The organism is Flavobacterium sp. 90, assembly GCF_004339525.1.
Classification (GTDB): Bacteria; Bacteroidota; Bacteroidia; order Flavobacteriales; family Flavobacteriaceae; genus Flavobacterium.
This window is the reverse complement of record NZ_SMGE01000001.1, coordinates 4433787-4456136: the sequence shown is the minus strand read 5'-3', so window position 1 is coordinate 4456136 and position 22350 is coordinate 4433787. Positions and strand designations below refer to the sequence as shown.

The 22350-nt window shown below is 34.2% G+C and carries 13 protein-coding genes; 1 reads left to right on the top strand and 12 read right to left on the bottom strand.

Going from position 1 to position 22350, the window contains the following annotated elements; genetic code table 11:
• Nucleotides 1-97: 97 nt before the first annotated feature.
• On the bottom strand, nucleotides 98-379 hold the full coding sequence (locus tag C8C83_RS18530; protein ID WP_121329857.1) for a hypothetical protein: 282 nt from the start codon (nucleotides 377-379) through the stop codon (nucleotides 98-100).
• A gap of 104 nt (nucleotides 380-483) precedes the next feature.
• Between C8C83_RS18530 and C8C83_RS18525 the strand changes: the two genes are divergently transcribed.
• Complete coding sequence (locus C8C83_RS18525; protein WP_243653114.1) at nucleotides 484-1158, top strand: response regulator; 675 nt, start codon at nucleotides 484-486, stop codon at nucleotides 1156-1158.
• A gap of 274 nt (nucleotides 1159-1432) precedes the next feature.
• Here C8C83_RS18525 and C8C83_RS18520 read toward each other — a convergent pair whose 3' ends face one another.
• From C8C83_RS18520 to C8C83_RS18470, 11 genes are all read right to left on the bottom strand, one after another.
• Nucleotides 1433-3817, bottom strand: coding sequence for a family 20 glycosylhydrolase (locus C8C83_RS18520; protein ID WP_121329856.1), 2385 nt, complete (start codon nucleotides 3815-3817; stop codon nucleotides 1433-1435).
• A 343-nt stretch (nucleotides 3818-4160) separates the two neighbouring features.
• On the bottom strand, nucleotides 4161-6476 hold the full coding sequence (locus tag C8C83_RS18515; protein ID WP_121329855.1) for a glycoside hydrolase family 95-like protein: 2316 nt from the start codon (nucleotides 6474-6476) through the stop codon (nucleotides 4161-4163).
• A gap of 209 nt (nucleotides 6477-6685) precedes the next feature.
• On the bottom strand, nucleotides 6686-8296 hold the full coding sequence (locus tag C8C83_RS18510) for a discoidin domain-containing protein (RefSeq protein ID WP_121329854.1): 1611 nt from the start codon (nucleotides 8294-8296) through the stop codon (nucleotides 6686-6688).
• Between the two features lie 212 nt (nucleotides 8297-8508).
• Nucleotides 8509-10173 (bottom strand): RICIN domain-containing protein, encoded by a 1665-nt coding sequence (locus C8C83_RS18505; RefSeq protein WP_121329853.1) that lies wholly within the window; start codon nucleotides 10171-10173, stop codon nucleotides 8509-8511.
• Between the two features lie 254 nt (nucleotides 10174-10427).
• Entirely contained in the window at nucleotides 10428-11507 is a 1080-nt protein-coding gene (locus C8C83_RS18500) for a DUF5007 domain-containing protein (protein ID WP_132011838.1), read from the bottom strand.
• Between the two features lie 103 nt (nucleotides 11508-11610).
• Nucleotides 11611-12246 carry a fasciclin domain-containing protein gene (locus C8C83_RS18495; RefSeq protein WP_121329850.1) on the bottom strand — a complete coding sequence of 212 codons (636 nt, stop codon included), beginning with the start codon at nucleotides 12244-12246 and terminating at the stop codon, nucleotides 11611-11613.
• 30 nt (nucleotides 12247-12276) lie between these two features.
• On the bottom strand, nucleotides 12277-13812 hold the full coding sequence (locus C8C83_RS18490; RefSeq protein ID WP_121329849.1) for a RagB/SusD family nutrient uptake outer membrane protein: 1536 nt from the start codon (nucleotides 13810-13812) through the stop codon (nucleotides 12277-12279).
• Nucleotides 13813-13823: 11 nt separating this feature from the next.
• On the bottom strand, nucleotides 13824-17141 hold the full coding sequence (locus C8C83_RS18485; RefSeq protein WP_121329848.1) for a SusC/RagA family TonB-linked outer membrane protein: 3318 nt from the start codon (nucleotides 17139-17141) through the stop codon (nucleotides 13824-13826).
• A 408-nt stretch (nucleotides 17142-17549) separates the two neighbouring features.
• A complete protein-coding gene (locus C8C83_RS18480) occupies nucleotides 17550-18596 on the bottom strand; it encodes a phosphotransferase (protein WP_121329847.1) in 1047 nt (348 codons plus the stop codon).
• A 734-nt stretch (nucleotides 18597-19330) separates the two neighbouring features.
• Entirely contained in the window at nucleotides 19331-20662 is a 1332-nt protein-coding gene (locus C8C83_RS18475; RefSeq protein WP_121329846.1) for an alpha-L-fucosidase, read from the bottom strand.
• Between the two features lie 34 nt (nucleotides 20663-20696).
• Nucleotides 20697-22331, bottom strand: coding sequence for a beta-N-acetylhexosaminidase (locus C8C83_RS18470; RefSeq protein ID WP_199735298.1), 1635 nt, complete (start codon nucleotides 22329-22331; stop codon nucleotides 20697-20699).
• Nucleotides 22332-22350: the final 19 nt, after the last annotated feature.

The following is a 22350-nucleotide window of genomic DNA, read 5'->3' as shown; positions in this document are numbered from 1 at the left end:
ATTTTTTTATAATTTCAAATATAGTATTTTGAAACAAAGAAGACTATGTAATTACAAATAATCATAGTCTTCTTTAAATAATTACGGTAATAAGAAGTTAAGGTCTAGGTGGCTTTGGATTACTTGGGTCTCCGTGAGCAGCATTTAACACCGGACCATTTCCGTTTGTTGGATCTCCTTCTATAGCGTTTACTTCGCGAAAATTTATTGTCGTTGAATCAATTCTTTTTTGTTCAATTTCATTTTTTAAATTATTTTCTGGTTTAATTTTAAAATTATTATTTTTACTATCTGGTACTCCAAACTCATCATCATTTGAACATGAGTACATAAATAATGAAATAAAAATAAGCCCTGCAATAAATATTTTGTTTTTCATAAAAATTTAATTTTAATATATCTAACAAATAAAGAGCAATCATTTCCTACAATTTTACGGAATAACCGTAAAATTTAATTAATTTTGTGTGAAATTGTATAAAAATGAATATGTCTCTTACTGTTTTGATAGTCGATGATCACCCTATGACAGTCGATAGTTATATAAATCTCTTATCCTACACCGATTTTCAAAAAAACGAACCAAGTTTCATTAAAAGCTATAATTGTGAAGATGCATACAACAAAATAAATTTTCAACAAAAAAAAAACGCAAAAATTGATTTTGCATTACTAGACATCAACCTTCCTCCTTATAAAGAGCACAATATTTTTAACGGTATCGATTTGGCATTACTTATTAGAGAAAAGTTTCCAAATTGCAAAATCGTATTGCTTACAATGCACAGTGAACCTTTAACGGTGGACAAAATTATTAAAGGGATAAAACCTGAAGGTTTCATATCAAAAAGCGACATTAACTTTGAATTGTTTCCTATTATTTGCAAAAAAATTCTTGAAGGCGATATCTTCCGAAGTAATACCATAATAGAATCTCAAAGAGAATTATTTAAAAGAAATATAAATTGGGATAACCACGATAATCAAATTTTAACCCTAATTTCTCAAGGAGTTAAAACTGTTAATCTTCCTGAATATATCCCTCTCTCTATGAGCGCTATAGAAAAAAGAAAAGCAAACATCAAAGACCAGCTTTTACTGGGAAAGGGAAGCGATAAGGATTTAATTGAGAAAGCTAAAAAATTGGGCTTGTTATAAAAATAGTAAATTAAATTATTTTCTGTTTGTGCTTAATTTCACTTTTCAAAAAAAAACAAGATTCATTTTAAACAAGTTAAGTTTTTTTTCATCTTAAATATTGTTGTTTTTAGTTTCGTGGCAAGATCGTGGCACTGTGGTTAAAAAAATTGACAAAAACACAGGAAATAAGCAGGTTTCAAGCTTAAGATTCGAATCGTACTCTCTGCAAAAAAGTCCTAATTTTCATTAGGACTTTTTTTATACTCAAAATTCAAACTATCTCCTTATTCTTTTATTCTTCTTCCTTTATGGCTTGAATTTGTTTTTCTGATAAAATCTGATTGAATACTTTCAAATCTTTGATTTTTCCGATAAAAGAATTGTTGCCGCCTCCAATTTTATCGAGAGGAAAAAATAAGGTTTTCATCACCCAAATCGAGTCTTTTTGATACCCGGTTGGAATTTTTTCTCTTGTGAGTTTTTTAACCAATTCTCCGTTTAGATATAAAGTCGTTGAGTTATTATCTCCGCTTATAGCAATACTTGTCCATTTATTTTCCGGAATAGCAACACCAAAATCATAATCTTTTCCTTCGTGAGAAAAACCAAGATTTGACGTATTTCCTTGTTTTAACTTTACAATAGCATGATTTGATTCAAAAAGTACTGCATTGGCAGCATTATTTTGAGAAGGATTTATTTTAAAACTAACGGTATAATTATATCCAATTTCGTTATACGGAAGTTTCGCAGAACTTTTACTATTTTTAAAATTTAATACTTTTCTGTTTCCGTCAAGTACGTAATTCGCATGCTGTAGTTTCTTTATTTCTTTATCATCACCTTTCATTTTACAATTTAAAACTAAAGAATCCTTAGCAGAAATTTTCCCTCTCAAATTAAGCCCGGGACCTTCGTTTATATCTTTGGCTTTGCCCGAAAACTCATTAAAATCTACTGCGATATCAACGCCACTCCACATTTTCTCACTCAATACCTGAAGTGCCGGAAATACTCTGTCTGTTACATCCTGAGCGGTGATTCCGTTTTTTGGAACATCATTCCATACCGCAAACATTCCGCCTCTTACAAAAGGATCTCCCATTTTGAAAACGGCATCTCCAATAACAACCGGTTCCCATTTATCATATAAATATTTCAGGTCTAAATAATCATAATAATAACCCGCAGCAGGCACAATATAAAGCAAACCATCTGGCGTACTGATTAAAGGATAACCCAATTCTTTCATTTTGAAAGGATCAGCATAACCGTTGTACCACGCATTCATCGTAACTCCTTTTGAGGTCACCGGAGTAATTCCTTGTGCATGAGTTAAAGCGCCCCAAACCCTGACTTCTTTGCCAAAAGTTTGTACGTATTTTATAAAATGATCTGTGAACTTTCTAAAAGGTTCTGCTTCTTTTTTGTCATATTCGTCAGTTCCGATATGTACTTCTTTAAAACGAAAAACCGGATTTTCTCCTTCTAAATATTCTTTAAATATATTTTCTACGATTGTATAAGTTTCCGGATTTTTAATGTCCAGATGGTCTTTTCCAAATTCTCTACTTGCAATTTGTGGAAATGCTTTTGAAATAGCCAAAGAATGAGCAGGAACATCAATCTCAGGAATAATATTCACAGCATAATTCTCAGCAAGTATTTGCAAATCAACAAACTCTTTTTTGGTATAAAATTCTCCTTTGGTAGGTAATTGCGGATATCTTTCGTTTTCTAATCGAAATCCGCTATAAGTATTGTCCCAATTATTGTCGAACTGTTTTACAAAACCATTATCGCTAAGATGCAACTGAAAATCACTCATTTTGTAATAAGACATCATCTTTACATAATCACGCAAAAATTCAATTTTGAAGTACTTTCTTCCAACATCCAGTAAAAATCCTCTTACTTCATATTTAGGATAATCCCTGGAAATTCCCCTAGGCAAAAAACAATGCTTTGGATCTCTTTCTAATAGTTGCAAAATAGTACGCGTTGCCCAAAAAGCTCCTTTATATTCGGCTGCATTGATCGAAACATAATCTTTTATCGAAAGAGAATAACCTTCTGATCCTAATTCTTCTTTATTGCCATTTAAAGAAATAAAAATATCGCCGGCTTTTGGAGTTCCCGAAACAATAGTTGGCTTGATTTTGCAAAGTTCAACTAAATCATTTTGAAAAATATTTACCGCTTGTTTAAGTACATCTGCATATTTTGCATCCAACACAATTCTTGACTTAGTTGTCAATACAAAATTATCTTCGTCTCCATGCCACTCGCGTAATGAAGGAATCACAAAGGGTTTCGCATTCTTTCCCTGATCTTTGTAAGTCCCTTCTACTTTTATTGAATAAGGAATCTCAATAGCCGAACCATCACTTTTTTTACTTGCTTTAAACAACAAATTAACTGTAGTATTTTGTAACGGTCTGAAAATAATTCCCGACTTGGTTATTACCGAAAGATTATCAGATCCTATTAGTTTCAATTCATATCCTTCAGGACTAACCGGCATTTTATAAGTTGAAGTCTCTTTTGAAATAAAAGGTTCCACTATTATTTTTTCTACCAGATAAATCGAGTCTGATTTAATCATTTTGGATTGTGCTAATGCCTGCATTGAAATCAACAAAGAAAAAACAACTCCCGTATAAAATTTGTAACTCATATTATTATTGTTATTAATGCGAATCAAAGGTTAAAATGTGCCGTTTGGCACTAAATATTGGTAGAAAACAGGAATCGTTATAGATTTAGCGTGCCGTAGGTACGCAATAGTTATCGTTTTGTTGCGTACCTACGGCACGCCAATGAATTTTGAATCTATTAGGACTACCAATACTTAGTGCCTAACGGCACAAATTATAGACTTTCAAATCTTGATTGGCATTCTTATTTTTTCTCTTTATTTTTTAAAACAATCCAGCCTTCTTTATCAATATTCCTGTTTTCCGACAATACTTAGTGCCTGATGGCACAAATTATAGACTTTCAAATCTTGATTAGCATTCTTATTTTGTCTCTTTATTTTTTAAAATAATCCAGCCTTCTTTATCAAATTCCAGTTCTACAAATTCCTCTGAAACCTGTTTTGTTTTTGCAAGATGACTTGACTCAACTTTCCAGTTTTTAAAGGGTAATTTTAATTTGGTTATTCCTCCTTGCTCTGCTACGATTTTAATTTCTGTTATAATTCCATCTTTCTTTGAAGCACTAACCAGAAATGCGCCTTCTGCTCTCAATGTATTAAAAGAAATATCTTTCCACATAACTGGTACGGCGGGCATGATTTCTATAAAACCGGCATAACTTTGTAATAACATTTCCTGTAAACCGGCTGCAAACGCAAAGTTTCCTTCCAATGTAAATGGACGATACTGAAATTTTGAATAACCGGATTTTGTCTGATCTCCATTTGCATGAAAACTATTTTTAAGACAAAATGCTTTAGCAAAAATTTCTAAATCTTTGGTAGCGCCTTCTCCATCTTTTGCTCTGGCTTTAAGATTTGCCATCCAGGAATAAGAATATCCACACCAGTAATCCGGTCCAATTTTATCTACCAGACTAATCGTGTTTTTAATAGTTGCTTGCGATTTTTCACCATCTTCCCATTTAATCAGACCAAGCGGATGAATTGCCATCAAATGCGAAAAATGTCTGTGAGATTCCGTGTAGGGCATTGTTGGTGTAACCATCATTTCATTATTTGCCGTACGCGCAAAATCAGGAAATTCATTTAATATTTGTTTCCAATGATTTGCTTCTTGCTTCAATCCTAGTTCATTTGCCAATTCTGCTGCTGTTTTAAAAGTGAAAGTCATTAATGCCAAATCATAATTCGAACTTTGGCTAAACCAGGCACTAATATCATTATCATTCATTTCAGGACTTGAACTAATCGGCAATTTTCTAAAGCCTTTTTCGTCTTTTATTGTAATTTGTTCTAAATGTCTGGCAACATCTTTTATCCATGGATATGCTTTTTCTTTCAAAAATTTGCGATCCATGCTATAGCGCCATTGCAAATAATAATGCTGACTCAACCAGGCCGATACGGTAGGCGAAAAAGAATACTGAATCCAACCTCCCATTTCTGTACCATCAAGTGTTGTAACACCCGGTACGGCGAGACCATCATTGGCAAAATACATTTTGGTATAGCGTTTATAATTAGCTTTATTTTCCTCAAGATGATCGATATATCCCATCGCTTCCTCCATGTGATTGCCACTGTACGAAGGCCAATAACTTAATTGTGTATTTAGATCATGATGATAATCGCCTTTCCAAGGCGGTAAACGTCCATTATCTGCAGTCCAGACAGCTTGCAAAGAAATAGGCGGAGCTCCTCTTCTGGCTGCAGAACCAAATTTATATTGTTCCAAATACCATTGTTTTTCTAATAAAGCATCCGGTACCTGAATACTGGATTGGTTCCAGAATTTTTTCCACCACAAAATATGACTTGCCAAATCTTTATTATATCCCTCTTCTAATGTTTTTTTGACAACATTTTCTGCAACATTGTTTATTTTTTTGTTGGGATATTGAGACGTAATGCTCCAAACACCTTCAATAGTTGTGTCATTTATTTTCTTCCAACTCACACTAATCTGATACTTAAATCCTCCCCAACCTTCTTGTTCGTATGATATGGTATTGCCTTTTTCGGTTACTTTTCCTTGTTTATATCCCAGACGGGCTAAATCATCGCCACCTACGGGATCACCTGATACTTTTACTTCTCCCTGATATCTAGGAGGCACCAAATGAGGGATAAATCCTTTTTTTAAATTCTCAAAACGAAACCATCCAACGGGTTTTAAAGCATGAACAAATGTTTTTAAAACAGTTCCGTTTTCCCATTTTACTTCACATACTGCAGCTTCAATCGAAAGATTCACATTAGAAATCGATCCCCAATTTTGAATTTCAAATTCTAATGCACCTCCGGGTATTTTGCTTGGAGCGGGTTCTGTATCATAAGGTTCATCAAAATATTTTTGTACAATGCCATAATCATTCTTCTGCACTTGTCCTTGCACCCATTTGTAACTAAACTCTTTACGGTGCAAATCTTTCATTGGTCGCATATCCCATAAATCAGCGCGATCTAAGGACATGTGTAGATTATTACCTTTTTGCCATACTAAGGCGCCGATTGTTCCATTTCCCAGCGGAATACCTTCATCCCAAGTTGTAGAGAGTTCCTTGAAATTAAGTTCATGTTTCGCAACAATCTCATTCTTGTCTGAGATTTGCTGGGCGTTTATATTAACACAAGCTATTGTCGCTAAGCTTAATGTCAGATAAAGTATTTTCATTTTAATTAATCATAATAGTTATTTTTCCCAAGGTCTAAACAAATAAGATTGTTTTCCTTTCCTGTCAATGTTAAGTCGTTTTCATATCTATTTTTCTTTCGCAGAAATATCAAATACGTTAACAGCTTAATCACTTCCTGATTCACTAAATATTAGCAGAAAAACCACTAATATTTAGTAGAAAAAGTTTTCAATGATATATTTCTTTTTTAATACATTCCTATTTCTCCAAGGGCGGCAAATGGCTCTCCATCCCAAGATGTGCTCGCAACTATTTTGAAGTATCTGAAAGTTTTTGATGCAGAAAAATCAAAATACTGTGCACCATTTGTATTGGCAAACACATAAGTTCCAGCAGAAATGAAGTTGACTCCGTCAAGACTGGTAAAGAGTTCCGCATCTTTTATAGCGCGCTGTAAACCTGATCTTTGTGTAATTGTTAAACCATTGGCTATTTTACTGCCGCCCATATCAATTACAAATTGATGAGGATAATTTGCTGCAGTGCCGGACCAATTAGAATGCCAATAGGTAGCAGCATTCCCGTCGATTAAATTTACAGCCAATCCGTTTGGAGCAGGTTCACCACTAGTTTCCTCTGAGCTGAAAGAAGCAACACTCCATCCTTGTTTACTGATTTCGTTTCTGGTACTAAAATTCAAAACTGGTTTGCCATTTAAAAAAGTATAGAAATAAATAGTCTCTATTACATTACCGTTCTCTTGCACAAGCTTCACTTTTAATTCATAAGGTATATTATCCGTTTTGAATTCCAAATCCGAAATCGGCATTTCAATGTAAAAGCTATTGGAATTGACCGGTTTTGATGTCCAGGCAATAGCATTATAATCCCTGTTCACGCCTGTTCCTTCATTATTTACATTAGGATCATTAAAAAACAAAACATCTTTAACTGCTAAAGAACTGTTGTAGTTTCCTGAAACAATAATAGCTCCTTTAGCAACGTCATAGTTGGCATGTATTTCTGAAATAGAAGCAGTACTTGTTTCATAATAAGCTTTGTTATCATTATTAAAAATCTGATTAACATTTAGAACTGCACAATCTGCGGCAGTTAGAAATGTCTTGGAAATACCCCAAGTGCTGTTGCCTGCCCACATTAATGCCATTCCCAATGTTGTTTCAGATGAAAATTTTTGACGATTATGTGGTAAATTTAATCCATGACCGAGTTCATGTACCATACCGCCAATCCATTTGGTAGCTATTTCGCCTGATGTTCCGCCAACTCCTAAATATTTTATATCCTGATTGGCATAGTCAAGTGCAAAACAAAACTTACCTAAACCGTAAAAAGGAACGCCTTCGCCCTCAGCATTGCCATTTTGATCCACTGTAACTGGTGTTATTACCAAATAATGATCTGAAGTAAACTCAGTTGCATGTGTTGCTTTATAATTATTGATATCTGTTATCATAGCATCGGCTCCACCATTATAAGGATATGCTGATTTTCCCTGACTTCCTCTTACTACAATCAGTTTAATTCTTTTTTTAGCATCATCTTTTAACAGTCCAAAAGTTTTATTTCCATAACCATTGCGCTGCATTTCTGTGCTGTAAAAAACTTGCAGATTTAAAAGTATTTCACTTATTCGACGATGATAATCAGCAGGCTCAGTTACATCATTTGGAATAAAATAAACAACATTAAGATTGTGTGCCTTTTCACTTGTATAATTAAAATTTGATTCCTGAGAGTCTGGATTTTGTTTGGAACCAGTCACGTCGTCCTTAGAACAAGACTGAAAACCTGCCATAAGAATTAAGGACAATAAAAAAATATAATTTAGTTTCATAATTTGGTTTATTAATAGTTAATCATAATATCATTGGTGTTTAAAAAAACATCTCATTACTAATCTTTCAAGAACTTGTGAGCCTTTATAATTTGATACGCTTACCAGTTTTTACTTGCATTGCCTTTTTAATATTTATTCTCTATGAAGCAAGCTGTACATTTGTCAAATACAAAAGAGATGGTCTAACCCATCTCTTTTGCTTTTTTATTTTATTGTGCTTCCAATATCCATTGTTGATTTGGACTTCCCGTTGTACCATTAATACTATATTGAACAATCTTAGTTCCGCTTGTTGTGCTGCTTCCCGGATTATCCAGTACATAATGATTCGACAAATTACTTTGAATTACATATTTACCAGAACCCGCCGCAATCAGATTCCATTGCTGATTTGCACCATTTGAGATCGTATATTGAATAATATTTCCGCCTAATGTTTGTGTTCCGCCTGAAATATCGAGTGCTTTATTACTATTGGCATTCACAATTACGTAAGCAGTTCCTTGTGCATTAAACTTCCATTTTTGTCCGTTTCCAGTCGCACTTGTGCTTTCTACAAGAAAAGCGCTATTTGCCGTACTGTTACTCGCAATAGCCAGATAAAGACCGCTCGCTACATTTTTAATTTTATACCAAGTCCCTGCTGTTGGACCGGAATTAACCGTAACCGGTACTACTAATGGTGTAGAATTTTGGTTGAAAATATCTGTAATGGTAATTCTTACTGAATAACTTCCGGTACCTAATGTGCTTGTAATCGTCGCTGCTCTTTTTTGAGGTAATACTTCGTTTACGGTGCTCACAACAGTTCCCGAAGGATCAAGTAATTCTACTTTTGAAGAAAATTGTGGGCTTTTGGTTGGATTGTTTGTCCAATTTACCGTTACTGTATTCCCACTGCTAATTGCTGTAGCCGATTGAACCTGAGCAATTGTCAAAACCGGAGCGCTTCCCTGATTCGTTTGCGCCGGAAGAGCTAATGTTCGTCCTGTTCCAAATCCGGCACTAGGTTGAACAGTTCCTCCATGTTCCATAAAATAAGCATCTTCTGTGGCATCATAACCTGAGTTGAAAGCTCTGTCGTATATTCCGTTTCTACCCTGATCACCGTCATTAGCGCTAAAACTTCTGCTGGCGTGTTTTTCCCACGTATTTGTGGTGCTTAAATTCCAACAATCTTTAAAAAAGGCTTTTCTAATAAAGCTACCATCATAAGCCGGATCAGATCCTGTCCAGTTTTCTAAAAAGGCATCGTTGCTTGACCCTAAAAAAGTGGTTCTGTCAGGAATCGCTAATGTCGAGGTATGAAACCAATTTCCGGTAGTTTGATTTTGGATAAAAGTACCGATGTATAATTTTCCGTTTAATTTCCAGGCTCTTAAAGCTATATTATACCAGGTGTTAAGTGCCCATTGATACGGATTAATTGTTTTGTATCCGTCACCTTCACCTCCAAATCTACTAGTTAAAGTTGCAGGATCCGCGTAAGCCACTTCAGAAAAAACTCCTCCGGCGGTATTAGGATCCCAAAGTGATGAAATCAGAATATTGGGTGTGCCAAAAGACGTATCGGGAGTTTGTTGTAAACCTGCATAACCTCCTGAATAATTGTGAACAGAGAAATACTCAGCATTCGCCGATTGCGTAATTTTTATTTTGTGCAGTTTGACAATTGCATCGGATGGAAAAGAAAAATAAAGATGCTCTGATGGTGCTGCATTTTCTCCGCTTGCCGCAGCGGCTTTTGCAGAACTTTTGCCCGAATTTGATGCTTGCGGACTTTCTTTAGCAGTGTCTTCCTGACAAGACATTACAACAGATAAAAGGAAAAACATAGCCACTAATGGGGCGGAAAAAAGGGTATTTGATCTCATAGTTTTAAAGTTGATTAATTGTTAATATTGTTTTTATTTGATACGTTTCAAAAAATGTAATTCTTTACTTCTCAATAAATTAACTGCTTAAAAATTATTACAACAGGCTGATATCTAATATGTTTATTTTTTAATACTTATGCATTTTAATGTCCCAGTGATAAAAAATTTTCAAAACTTTACTTTCGAACCGGGACATTGTTAAATAGGATTTCGCACAATCAAGTATGCAGATGCTTACTTATCATACAAAGCTATTTCTTGGTTGTATAGGGGATTTTCATTCTAATTTCCCAAGTGCCGGAATCATTAATTTTCATTCCCCATCGTATGTAAGCTCTGTTTCTAATTTGACCAGTAGCAGGATCGATATATTTACTCCAGTCCTTTACGCCATTTGCTGCTTCAAAAGCTGCTTTATCAACTGTAAAAGCATCTGCTGTTGTCAAATAATACATTAAGTAAGCATCATTACCTGTGTAATTTCTGGCGTATTGGGGGAATGGCGGAGCCGGTAATCCAAAAGTCGTACTTTCTGAATCCAATACGGTTCCTATAGTATTATCATGATAATTTTGTAAAGGTGCAGATCCGCTATAATTAAAAACTACTTTATTAGGATCAAGAGCTGCTCCATGACTGTCTGCAATAATCATTTTTACTTTTATGGCTAATTTTGGTTCTTCGCTTATTTTTGTAATCGTGATATAAGGATCGGTTCCGTTTAAAACACCCGCAACTTTTGGATCACTATCGTTTAGTACAGAATACGTGTAACCGGTATCATAAGCACCTGCTCCTTTGCCTAACTGTAGTCTTGACCTCATCTCTGTTTTGAATTCTACAGGAACAAATGGACCCATTTTCACGCGTGTGAAATTATCTAACTGACGTTCTCCACGAACATTTTTTGCACTGACATTGACTATAAAATTGTCCTCAACAACCGATTTAGAGGCTTGTGTGAAGACAAATTCCCCGCTTACGGGATTCATTATAATAGACGGTTGCGGACTCAGTTTTAATTTTTTCATAGCCAATTCCAACGTAGTATCCGTAGTAGGATCAAATGGAGCTGTCCAGGTCAAAATCTCATGTTTATCCTGCAATTCAGTAGTTACTTTACCATTTTTATCCGTAATACTTGTAATTGCCCATTCCATTGGATATGTTGATCCTTCTACTGCCGGCGGCACAGAAGAAAAAAACACGCCGCGAGGAACGGTGATTGTGTCTTGTAGTGAATGTATATTATCGCTGATATAGCCCACTTCTGGCTGCTCACAGGACAATATAAACAGGGTAATCCCTAATAAACAAATTATCTTTTTCATATGTAGATATATTATTTTTTTAAAATTTTCTTAGAAATAGGTTTCAAAAATTGAGTCTTTCTATTTCATTTTTGATCGAACATTGTTTCCTCAAAATGAGCGATTAATTGATGATATAATTCGAAAAATGATGAGACCCTTGCAGCACATGAATTACTCCGTTGGTAGAAATTAAATTGGAGGTTCTGACGATAGTATGAACATCGTCATTGCTGCCATCATCTGGATTAGTCCCCCAATAATTATCCAATCCTTTGAAAGAATAAACCACATACTCCGGAAATTGATCTAATTGATCCTTATATTCTTCAACAGGTATAAGAGAAATCCCTCTCTCTTCCCCATTATGGGCTAGATAAACTCTCCCTTCTTTTACCAATTTGCTGCGATCCAGACTTTGATCGAAAATATATCCTCCTAATATTTCTTTCAACTCATCTACAGGAATATCGTTTATACCATAATTTGGATTTTCTTCGATATCTTTCTTATAAAAAATATAATTCTTGATAGACAAATTATTCGGAGCAAAAAGAGTCGTTGATTTCGCATTAACCACATCAATCATACCTGCTTTTTGAATCAATAAAGCCAATGTGTCCAGTTGTTTATGTGATTTTAGAAAATCATAAGTAGACATTCCAACATTTTGATTGGCAAGACCACCATCAATTAAATAGTCGTCGTTTGAACAGGAATACATACTGAAAAGCACTATTATTATTACTATATATTTCATGTTTATGTTCTTTAAAAATTATTAAATAAATTACAACTTACCTTTCCAAAAGTCGGTTTGAATAATGGCAGAATTAATAGAGATTACAGATGGATCAATTGGCCAAAAACAGCCTTTATGAGCAATTCTGGTTGGGTTCATCCAGCTTACTCCCGCAAAATAATTCATTCTGATTCTGTCAAATCCTGATTGTCCTTCGCCTACCAATTCAATAGCACGCTCGTCAAAAATGGCTTTCGTAAGTGATTCATTGTCAGTAGCACCGGTATAATTAGGTACATTAGCTTTAGATCTGATTGTATTAATATCGGCAACAGCAGCGGAAGTATTTCCTAGTTTCATATTTGCTTCAGCTCTAAGAAGGTAGATATCCGCTAATCTGAAAATTAAGATGTTGGATTCTGAAAATCTCGCATAAGGATCAGACGCCTGACCATCGCGAGTTGCCTGAGAATATTTCATTAAAGAAGATTGTTCATTTGAATCAAAATTGCTAAAAAACAATTCTTTACGTTTATCATTGTCTCTGTCCGAATCTGAATTCATCATATCCTTACCATAAAAATCGTCACTAATAATAGGCGCATTTGAATTAGGATTTAGAAAAAACGGATTCGTTAACGTTAATCCTGTCGGAGTGGTATCTCCTCCGTCCACACGATATGATTCGTTCATGGCAGCACTGATATTAATTTCAAAAAGACCCGTTTTAGATTGCCCGATACACATATCATTAAATCCATCTACGCCTTCATTTACATAATCAATAAGTGACGCATGACTGTTTTGAATCACTGAATTGGCAGCCGCAAGAGCCTGAGTAATCATAGCATTATTACCATGATCTCTACTCGCGTACCAAAGCGTGATATGTGCTTTTAGGGCTTCGGCACTTGCTTTATTGGCAGTAATAGCCCATTTAGGAGCACCGGGAGTAGAGTATTCTAATAAACCAATTGCTTTATTGGCTGCAGCCAAAGAAAAATCCAGGACTTTAAGTTCATTCTCTCTTGGTTTTGTAACAATGTTACCGTCCTTAATCAATTGATCTGAAGTCTCTATAACCTCATCTACAATTGGCGCATCTCCCCAGATACGAGCCAAATAGAAATAGGATAATGATCTTACAAAAGCTGCTTCGCCAATAAGCCTGTTTTTTTCGGCTTTTGATTTGAAAGCGTTATCCGGCATTTCACTCACGTGTTTTTCGATAGAAAGAGCCCAGTTTGCCGCTCTGTAAAAACCTTTCCAATTGCGCGAATCATCACGATACGCCAAAACATAATTTCCGTTTCCTTCGATATAATCTACAATCCAGAATTGACTGTTCATAAAAGTCATTCCGGTAAATTCTCCCCATAACAAGAAGTTTGAATCTTTGGTCAAAGCCTCTTTTAGCAACGCATAATCTCCTGCTAATGCTGATTCAACATTGGCCTGAGAAACCCAAAAATTTTGCGGAGTTGCCAAACCCATTGGTTCTTGATCCAACATATCTGTACAGCCAAAAAGGCTAAACAAACAAAAAGTCAGAATCGTTATTTTATTGTATGTATACTTTTTCATTTTTAATTCATTTAAAATTTAATATCCAATCCAAGTGAAAATGTTTTCGATTGTGGATATCCATTACCAAGCGTGTATCCCATTTCATCAACTTGAGAAGCATCTGCAACAACTTTAGAACGTTGCCATTGGTATGGATTTATTACCGAACCATAAATACGTACACGAGAAATATGTATTTGCTCTAAAACACGACTTTTGTCAATTGTATATCCAATAGAAGCGTTTGATATTTTCCAATAATCACCACTTTCTTTCCACAGAGACTGACCGCTTCTAAATCTGTAATAAGGCGTAGTATTAGGACGAGCCGGATACAAAGCCGGATAATGTGCACCTGCTGCTCCATCTCCCGGGTTTTCCCAAAAAGACAATCCGCTTAGATCTTGTAAACCTTTAACAGCCCAATCATCTCCTCTGTCGTAATTATCTAAATATTTTTGTGTAGACGAATCTATAATATCAGAACCAAATGAGAATTGGCTATAAGCTTGTAAATACCAACCTTTGTATTTTAAATTTATATTGAATAATCCTGTAAAATCAGGTGTTGGTTTAAATGAAGTGTCCAATTTATAATCGCCGGCTTCATCTAATAAATAATCCCCGTTATAATCTTTCCAGATTGGTGTTCCCGGTGCAATAGTTCCCCAAGCAGATTTACCGTGCAGTATTTCTCCAGTGTATGGATTTATTGGTAACTGACTTAGATTATCGACAATATATTCGTTTTTGAATTGTACAGGAAGAATCAATGGCATTCCTACCACATATCCATAACTTCTGTCTCTGCCTGCATCATATCCGTAATAATCTTTGTTTCCGTTAGGAAGCTTAGTTACGAAGTTTTTGTTTTGGCTCATTCCCGTGCTTATTTCAAGTTTCCAAGGATTTCCAACTGAAAAGATTTGCCATTTAACCATTGCTTCCCAACCATAATTCATTACACCTGCTACATTTGATTTTGCCTGATTGAATCCTGAATAAGCAGGAAAAAGAGTTTCGAATAATAGATTTTCTGTTTTCTTGTTGTAAGCATCAAAAGTTATATTGATTCGGTTATTAAACAAATCCATATCAAAACCTATATCCCATTGTTTTGAATTTACCCAGGAAAGATTCGGATTCCCGATAGTATTATAATCGGTTACAACTCCCGTTGTGCCTCCATAAGTAGAAACATTCATTAAATTAGACCACAATGGATTTCCGCCATAACCTAATCTGTAAGATCCGTATCTCAGGAAATTCTCATCAATTTCGTTTCCATTTACTCCATAACTGGCTCTTAATTTTGCGTAACTCAAAACATTTCCGGTGATTTTTTTGATGAAAGGCTCATCAGAAATAATCCAACCCAACGCTATAGAAGAGAAATTAGCATAGCGAACATCTTCTCCAAAACGAGAAGATCCATCTCTACTAAAGGCAACATCAACCATATAACGTTCTTTAAAACGATATCCTAAACGCCCAAAATAAGACAGTAAAGCGTTGGATTCTATACTTGTGTAACCATTAATTTGACCTTGAGTATAGCGATCATTGATAACCTTGATTGCATCTACACCAAAACCTTTGGCATACATAAACATATCTTCATATTTATTATAATCTGTTTTTTGTCCTAAGACACCTGTAACAGTATGGTTACCAAATTTCTTATAGTAGTTAGCATAAAGATCTGATGATAAATTTTTTCGATTATATAAGGCATAACTGGCAAAACCATCTCCTTCTTCACGCACTGTTGAAGGCTCATAATAATTTTTCTTTTCAGAACTATACACGTAATTAAATTGTGCATTAATTGAAAAAGCAGGCGTGAAATCATATTTCATAAAATCAGAAAGCGTTACTTGTATAGTTTCATCTGTATTCAGTTTATCTGATAATTCTCCTTGTAACGATTTAATTTTATCATCCGAAACATAAAACAAAGAAGAATTTAAGTTCGAAGGATCAGTAGGTAACGTATTATTGAATTGAAATCTTCCTCCATCAGGATTTCCCTGACCTGTTTGATTGTCCGTTTGCAATAAATTAACTCGAAATTGATTCTCGAAATTTTGTCCAACTTTAGAATTAATGTTTCCCGAAAAAGTATAACGCTTAAAACCTGAGTTTTTAATAACTCCTTCTACATTATCATATCCTAATGATAATCTATAGTTTGTAGTTTCGCTTCCGCCTCGCATACTTAAATTATACTTGTTAGAAATTCCCGTTCTATAAAATAATCCCTGATAATCAACTTTATTATTAAATGCAGGATTCAAACTATCCGATAAAACCATTGGTACATGCGATGTCTGTACGTCATCAGATTTCCACCATTTATAAAGCATTCCCATCTTGGCATTTCTTTCGGCAGAACCGATATTCATTGTCACTAAATTTGGAATAGGAGATATTCCTGTGTTTAATGAAAAAGTAAATTCGGGTTTATCCAAAGCTCCACCTTTTTTGGTCGTAATAATAATAACTCCATTTGCTCCGCGTGATCCATAAATCGCAGCCGCAGAAGCATCTTTTAGGAAATCTATTTTTTCAATATCATTTGGATTCAAAGACGCCAAAAAATCGGTATTGGAAGTATTATATCCGGCTAAATCTTCTAAAGATGTTTGTACTCCGTCAATTACATAAAGCGGACTACTATAACCAGAACCTGACATGCTGGTGTTTCCACGAATAACCAAAGATCCTCTTCCTCCAGGCGCACCCGTTTGAGTAGGCGTTTGTATTCCTGTGGCCAAACTACCAATGATCGAAGAAACACTAATCACCGGAATATCCTGCAAATCTTTACTGCTAATAGTTGATACGGCAGCGTTGACATTTTTTTTATGTACTTTTTGATAACCAATAATAACAACGTCACTTAAATCATTTTGGGCTGATTTAAGTCTAATATTTAATTGCTTCTGATTGCCAACTGTTACTTCTTTAGTAATAAATCCAACATAAGAAACAATCAAAACATCACCTTCTTTTGCCGCAATAGAAAAGCTTCCGTCAACATCTGTAGATTCTACCTTGTTTGTTCCTTTAATTTTAACAGAAGCTCCAAATAAGCTTTCGCCAAGTTCACCCGTCACTTTTCCGGTAATGGGATCAACATCAACAGCAAAATTCAGATTACTTTCTGCTTTTGTTTCCTTAGCATGATTTATTACTTCAACTCTTTCTAATTTTACTGTATGCCCAAAAGAGGAAATACTACATAAGGTGACAAAAAAGAATATCGAATTCTTCTTGGTCCAGAGAAATATCTTTTTTTGTTTGGTTAATAGCTCGGCATTTACCGGGTTAAATTGGTTTTTCATAAAATTGGTTGTTTATTGGTTAATAAGTCTTTTTAATCAAATGGTTAATAACATAATAAAGAGTACAATTGCCTTATCTGGCACGTTGTTGGCGTTTTACATTTTATTTCAAAATCAAAAATCAGAATCAAAATGAGACAGTATTATTTTCAATAATTTGCTTTTATTTATTTTAAAAAAAGGCATAGAAAGTACCGTAGCAAAATCAAATATGACTTTACCTTCTTAAAATCAGACATTAAAAACAAGCTGTTTTTTTTGATTTGCAGGAATCAGAACGATCTAAAAAAGTACTTTTATTGCTCTGTTTTTTTTCCTTTTAACTTTAATAAACTATATTCATTGGTTATTGATTTTTTGGTTTCTACTTTGGTTAACGGCAATATGATTTTCGAAAATTTTAAAATCTTACTTGAAGATGACTTGTTTTTTTGTCTTTAAATACAACTGTACATCATCCATAAGCTTAATCTGCGTTTTTGCTCTTACCAGATTCTGATCTTGGTATGTTGTAGTATAATAACTGTCATTATTTAAATAATCTCCCAAAAAACGACAGGCTTGTTCAAAAAGGATTAGTGGTAAACTTAGATGAATATTATCTGCTTCTTCTTCAGACATAAAACAAGAAGCTTCGGCAACATAAGCTTTCATAAAAGCCTCATAGATTTCGATGTCGAAACATACTTTTGATAAATCTTTTTCTTCTTCTGTAGCTTTATTGGCTCCCGTTCTTAAGCTATCACCTACATCATGAAAAATACTTCCGGGCATTACCGTATCAAAATCAATGATGCATAAAATATTTTTATCTTCATCAAAAAGCATATTCCCTATTTTAGTATCGTTATGCACAACTCTCACAGGTATTTTTTGCGTATTTATTGCATTGGCAACACGTTGTATCGTTTTAAAATTAGATTCTAAAAACACAATTGATTCTTTTGCTTTGGACAACCTTTCCGGTGAAGCATTGTTTACACTTTCTTCAAAATCAGAAAACCTTTTTATAGTGTTATGAAAATCCGGAATTGTGTACTCTAATTCCGAAATTGGAAAACCGAGCAATGCTTTATGAAACTTTGCCAAATAAGCGCCAACCTGATTTGCAACTGTGTTTGAATCAATCCGATCTAAAACCACGGAAGGAATATAAGTTGAAAGCTGCCAAATCGCCTGGCCTTGTTGTGAATAAAAATGTCCCTCACTATTTGCTATAAATTTTAAAGTGGGAAACCCGTTTGCGTTCAAATACCAAGTGGTTTTTATCTTGTTGTTCAATAACGATTTTATATTGGGAAACACAACCTGATTCATTTTTTGCAAGATATAATCGCCATCAGCAGTCTCAATTTTATAAGTGCTATTGATCAGACCAAATTGTATGGCCGAATAAGTAAGGATTGTTTTATTGGGATAAAAATCTTTAAAGACAGTTTTAATTAATTCTTCCATGCTTTTTTTTATAATTGTCTTGATTCTGTATTTTTTTTAGTTTTACTTCAACCACTCCGAATGTTGACTTCATCTACTTTTGTTTTTTACTACTTTATACTAAAAGCAAACCTTAACTTGTTCTATTCTAAACTTTAAGGCTGTTACTTCATGAATAAATATTTTTTGTTTTATCATTCTGTTTTTTACTTTTTTATCATTTAAAAACCCTTTGTTGTACCATAAAAAAGGCTCATTTTGATGCTGTTATTCTACAATTTTAAAAAATACTGTAAACCGCTATTATTCGTCATTTTTTCAATTCTTAAAAAAAACTTAAAGTAGGACAGAATAGTAAACAAATAATAGTTTTAGGATTATTAACTTAAGAATTAAACACTATTTTTCATAATTACATGACTAAACTATATTTTTTTTTTTACATATAAAACAAAAATCAAAAAAAATGTGCTCGTGCACATTAAATTTATGTGTACGAGCACATTAAAATTGATGTGTCAAGCAGTTTCAGCCTTTTTTTTAAATTATTCTAAATTTTAAAATTGTAAGAAAAATAATCTGTAATTTTTATCTTGTAAAAATTTAAATCTGACTATTATGGTTTCTGAGTTTAAGGTTAGAATTCTGTTCTTTCCATAAAAAAAGCCCTAATTTTCATTAGGGCTTTTATATCGCTAAATTTCAATACTGAAAATTTTAAATTCGAATTTTATATTAATTCAAAAATCAGTTACTTACTGTATTTGCATTTCAATTATCGTATCTATTTCATCCAATTTCTCACCATTCAAATACACAAAAGTACCTTCAGGTTGTTGTTTGAATTTAAGCTCCTTTTTGCTCTCCATCAAATAACATTTTTTGATTTTTTGTTTCATCTCCGGGATGAAAATATACTCCGCCTGATTCGGTGTTTTTATGATGTGTGCAAACAAGGTTTTGTCTTTGGCCGTAAATACGCCCCAATCTTGCGGTTTTATCACATTGCCTCTTGTTCCGTAAATACTTTTTCCGTTTTTATCCATCCAGATTCCTATTTCTTTCAAAGTTGCCACAAATTCCGGTTGGATTGATCCGTCAGCCATTGGTCCAACATTCAAAAGGAAATTAGCATTCAAACTGGCTGCATTTATCATATAATGCAGTAAATCTTTGGTCGATTTATATTTTCTGTCATTTATATCAAATCCCCAGGAATTGTTCATCGTTTCGCATGTTTCCAAAGGCAATTGAGAAACAGATTGTCCTCCAAATCCAGAGGTATTTCCGCCAGGTAAATCTTTTTCAAATGCTTGAAAATCTTCTCCTTGAATAGGCGTTAAATGGTGATTGTTTGAAATCAAACAGTTAGGTTGAAGTGTATGAATCAATTTGTAAATTTCATCATAATGCCAGTTTACTTTTGATGTTAATGTTTTATCAGTATCATTATCTAATTGGTCCCAATGTCCGTCGAACCAAATACCACCGATTTCTCCGTAATTGGTCAGCAATTCTGTTAACTGTCCTTTCATAAAACGGATATAGCTATCCCAATCACTTTTTGCAGTTCTTCCTGTTCCTTTCCCTGTTTTTCCTGTTTCGTATTGGTAATCGGTTCTAGTCCAGTCTAAAAGCGAATAATAACAGAACAACTTAATACCTTCTTTATGGCATTCTTCAGCCAATTCTTTTAATAAATCTCTTTTAAAATGTGTATTTGTAATTTTCCAATCTGATAATTTGGTGTCAAAATTGCTAAAACCATCGTGGTGACGCGTGGTAAAAGTGATGTATTTCATTCCCGCTGCTTTTGCAATACCAACCCATTTTTTAGCATCAAAATCCTGAGGATTAAAAACGTTAATTAATCTTCCGTATTCGGTTACTCTGATGTTTTCAGTGTTCATAACCCATTCGCCATTTCCCAGAACGCTATAGGGTCCAAAGTGAATGAACATCCCAAATTTATCGTCTTGAAATTCTTTTCTATTCTTAATATTTCCTTCCGAAGGAGTATAGGTTTGTGCCATCATTCCTATCCAGCTCATCGAGAGGAAAAGTACATAAAGTGTTATTTTTTTCATGGTTATTTATGGTTTTAAGTAGATAGTATTAGATTTAATCCTCTTTAAAATAGTTAGCTCCCCAAATCGTATATCGCTTTTTCATCGTTTCAATTTTTGTTTGAAATTCAGTCCAATTTTTACTTTCTTTTGAAGACCACAATACTTCGCTTAAAGCGCTTAAACGAGGAAATATCATATATTCTACTTTGGCAGGATTAGCCATATATTCTGTCCAGACATTTGCCTGAGCTCCCAAAACGTATTTTGCTTGTTGCTCGTTCAACTCTTTCGGAATTGGCTCATAACCATAAACTGTTTCCAATGGCAAAAACCCTCCTATAGTAACTTGTTTTTCGTTCTTAGTTTGAGAATGATCTAAATAAACATGGCTTCCCGGAGTCATAATTACCTGATGCTTTTCTTTTGCAGCTGCAATTCCGCCTTCTTCACCTCTCCAGCTCATTACGATAGCATTTGGCGCAAGACCGCCTTCTAAAATTTCGTCCCAGCCAATTAAGGTTCTGCCTTTTTTATTAATGTATTTTTCCATGCGTTGGATGAAATAACTTTGAAGACCATGCTCATCCTTCAAATTTTTGTCTTTTATCATTTGCTGACAAAATGCACTTCTTTTCCAGGCATCTTTAGGAGATTCATCTCCACCTACGTGAATGTATTTTGATGGAAATAAAGCGATCACTTCATCAAGAACATTTTCCAGAAATTTAAACGTATTTTCTGTTGGAACAAACACATCTGTATGAACTCCCCAGGTTTCCTGAACAATTTTATTTCTTCCGTTTGCCATTTCCTGCTTGCTCTTATCAGAGATCATATTATCCGAAAGATTAGTTTTCTCGTCTGGAAAACAACTCAACTCCGGATAAGCGGCAATAGCAGCGCTACTGTGTCCCGGCATTTCAATTTCCGGAATTACCGTTATAAAACGATCTGAAGCATATTTTACAATATCTTTTACCTCTTCCTGAGTATAAAAACCTCCTTCTGGTGTATTATCACTTCCTTTACCCGGATAACTTCCAATAATACTTCCATTTCTTTTAGAACCTATTTCAGTAAGTTTTGGATATTTTTTTATTTCAATTCTCCAACCTTGGTCTTCGGTTAAATGCCAATGAAAATAATTCATTTTATGTAAGGCTAAATAATCAATATACTTTTTTACAAATTCAACCGAAAAAAAATGACGTCCAACATCAAGCATAGCTCCTCTGTAAGCAAAACGTGGTTGATCTTTAACCTCTACTGCTGCAATTGCCAGATTATTACTTTTTTCTACAGGAAGCAATTGAATAAGGGTTTGCATTCCGTAGAAAGTTCCCATTGGTGAATTACCGTTAATTTCGACACCATTTTGATCTGATTTTAACTTATAGCCTTCACTTTTAAGTCCTTCAATATTCTTTTGACTTATTAATTTAATGGCATTTTTATTTGCCTTTTTTACCACAGACAACTTAAAACCATAATAATTAAACAAATAATCATTCAAAAAAGTAGCCGTAGCATTATCTTCTTTATTGATAACAACCAAGCTGGTTTCCGAATTAATCACAAAATTTCCGCTATTTCTAACAACTTCCACTGGCTGAGGAATGATATTTACTTCTTGTGCAAACGACAATGTACTGCATAAAAGAAGTGAAAAGAAAAATGATTTCATCATGTTTACTATTTAATTAATT